Source organism: Roseisolibacter sp. H3M3-2 (assembly GCF_029211165.1).
Lineage (GTDB): Bacteria > Gemmatimonadota > Gemmatimonadetes > Gemmatimonadales > Gemmatimonadaceae > Roseisolibacter.
On sequence record NZ_JARGEK010000513.1, the window covers coordinates 1 to 2,669 of the forward strand.

Genomic DNA, 2,669 nt, shown 5'->3' on the forward strand with positions numbered 1-2,669 from the left:
GCCGCCGCCGCGGCTGCGCACCGAACGGCTCGTGCTGCGCCGCTGGCGCCGCGAGGGCGCCGCGCAGCTGCAGCACCGGCTCGACGCGAACGCGGAGCACCTGCGCCCGTGGATCCCCGCGCGCGTCGCGGCGCCGGAGGCGGTGCCGGCGCTGCAGGCGCGCCTCGCGCGCTGGGCCGCCGACTTCGACGCGGGGCGCGAGTGGCTGTACGGCGTCTTCCCGCCGGGCGAGCGCGAGGTGCTCGGCGGCGTCGGGCTGTACCCGCGCGGGCCGACGGGGCGCGTGCCGTACGCCGACGCGGACCACGTCGAGGTCGGCTACTGGCTGCGCGCCGACGCGACGGGCGCGGCGAGCGCGCGCGAGGCGGTGCGCGCCGCGCTGGCGCCGCTGACCCCGCGCTGAGCGCGGCGACGAGCCGCTGCGTCCCGCTCCACCGCGCGCCCGGCGCGAGCGTCACGGGCGTGCCGACGACCGCCGCCTCGACGCACACGAAGCGCGACGCGCCGCCGGGCTCGAGGTCCGCGAGCGCGGCGCCCTTCGCCGGGCCGGGGTTCCAGACGACGACGTCGGGGAAGCCGTCGGCCGCGATGGAGAGCACGGGCGCGCCGTCCTCCAGCACCGCGAGCGGCGAGGGCGCGCCGAGGTAGACGCGGTCGACCTCTGCGCCGAACGTGACCGTCTCGGCGTCGTCGACGCGCTCGGCGCCGCCCGCCGCCTGGTCGCGGCAGCGCGTGCCGCGCAGCCCGCGCACCGCGGCGCGCGCGACGTCGGCCACGCGCAGGTAGGTGTGCAGCGCGGCGGTGAAGGCGAGCGGCGCGCTCCCCGTGTTGGCGACGGCGAGGGTGACCGACAGCGCCCCGCCGTCGACCGACGCCCGCAGCTCGGCGGCGAAGGGGTGCGGCCAGACCGCGCGCGTGGCGTCCGAGTCGGCGAGCCGCAGCACCGCGTGGTCGCCGCCGACGTGCACCGGGTCCCACGCGGCGGTGCGCGCGAAGCCGTGGCGCGGCAGCGGGCCGTGGTCGGAGAACTGCGGGAAGATGAGCGGCACGCCGCCGCGGATCGCGACGCCGGCGCGGTACTCCGACCGCGTGCTGAGGAACAGGCGCTCGCGCCCGTCCGGCGTCGTCCACGACAGCAGGTGGGCACCCTGCGGGGTGAGCTCGGCGCGCCCGCCGTCGGGGGAGGCGATCTGCAGGCGTGGGGCGGTCACGCGAGCAGCGCCTCCACCGCGTCACGGACCGCGCGCCGGCGGTCGGTGCGCAGCGCGCGCTCGCGCCGGAGGAACGGCGAGACCGCGGCGCGCACGCCGAGCGACGACAGGACCTCGCGGGCGGCGCGCTCGCCGCTCTCGCACCCGCCCTCCATGAACCCCTGCGCCTCGCGCGAGGTGTGCTCGCCGGCGAAGTGCAGCGTGCCGCTGGCCAGCCCCTCGGCGCCGCGCACGGCCGTCCACTGGCCGGCGAGGTACGACGCGTAGCTGCCGCGCGTCCACGGGTGCGAGGGCCAGTGGAAGCGCGCCTCGCGCCCGTCGCGCGCCGCCGCCGCGCCCGGGAGGATCGGGTCGAGCTCGCGCGCCAGGTCGGCGGCGCGCTCGGCGGGCGTGCCGTTGCCGAGCGCGACGCCGCGCGCGCCGCCGGTGAAGTTGGTGAGGATCCCCGCGCGCCCGTCCTGCCCGCGGCTCGTCTCCCACGTCAGCTGGAAGGGGCGGTCGGTGAGCACGCTCCCGTTTGCGGCGTGGCGCGTGCGCCAGACGCGCTCCCCGAAGCCGACCATCAGCTTCGCGTTGGTGCCGTAGCCCAGCTCCGCGATCGCGCGCCGCTGCGCCGGCGGCAGCGGCGCGTCGAGGCGCACCTCGCGCAGCAGGGTGAAGGGGACCGCGAGGACGACGTGCGTGGCGTCGGCGGTGGACGGTCCGCCGTCGCCGTCGAAGGTCGCGCGCCACCCGCCGCCGGCGCCGGGTGACAGCGCCACCAGCCGCCGCCCGAGCGTGAACGTCGACTCGCCGAGGCGCTCGGCCAGCCCGCGCACGATCAGGTCGTTGCCGCCGCGGACGTGGAACCGCTCGTCGCTGTCGCCGAACACGCGGAACGCGTCGGGCGCGGGGTCGATGAGCGTCAGCAGGTTGAGCGACGACTGGCGGTCGGGCTCGATCCCGAACTCGGTGGTGTAGGCGACGCGCAGGAGGTCGCGCATCCACCCGCCGACGCCGCGGGTCTCCAGCCACTCGGCGACCGAGACGCGGTCGAGCGCCGCGCCGAGCGCGGGGCGGCGCCAGCCGACGGCGTCGACGTCGAGGCCGCGCAGGTCGCGCGCGACGAGCGCCGCGACGGGCGCCCACGCGGCCACGACCTCCGCCTCGGTACGGCGCGCGCCGCCGACGTGCCACACCTCCTCGAACGGCTCGCCGGTCCGCAGGTCGTCGAGCGCGAGCCCCAGCTCGGCGGCGAGGGCGCGGATGCGCGCGTGCCCGGTGTCGACCAGCTCCCCGCCCAGCTCCGCGACCTGCCCGTCGGCGAAGTGGCCGCGCAGCGAGAGCATGCGCCCGCCGGTGCGCGTCTGCGCGTCGGCCACGCGCACGTCGACGCCGGCCTGGCGGAGGCGCCACGCGGCGGTGAGCGCGGCGGCGCCGGCGCCGACGACGAGGACGCGGGCGCCGCGCACGCGCGCG

General features: G+C 79.2%; 2 protein-coding genes and 1 pseudogene. 1 reads left to right on the forward strand and 2 read right to left on the reverse strand.

Annotated elements, in window-relative coordinates; translation table 11 throughout:
* On the forward strand, positions 1–403 hold a 403-nt coding region (locus PYV61_RS23810), incomplete at its 5' end, for a GNAT family N-acetyltransferase (RefSeq protein WP_275836366.1).
* Between the two features lie 73 nt (positions 404–476).
* On the opposite strand, the pseudogene PYV61_RS26670 reads toward PYV61_RS23810, so the two are convergent.
* Positions 477–1,211, reverse strand: a pseudogene (locus tag PYV61_RS26670) (D-hexose-6-phosphate mutarotase); the annotation flags it as partial.
* Positions 1,208–2,669, reverse strand: a 1,462-nt coding sequence (locus tag PYV61_RS23820) for an NAD(P)/FAD-dependent oxidoreductase (RefSeq protein WP_275836368.1), incomplete at its 5' end; no start/stop codon positions are given. The gene PYV61_RS23820 and the pseudogene PYV61_RS26670, both read right to left, overlap by 4 nt.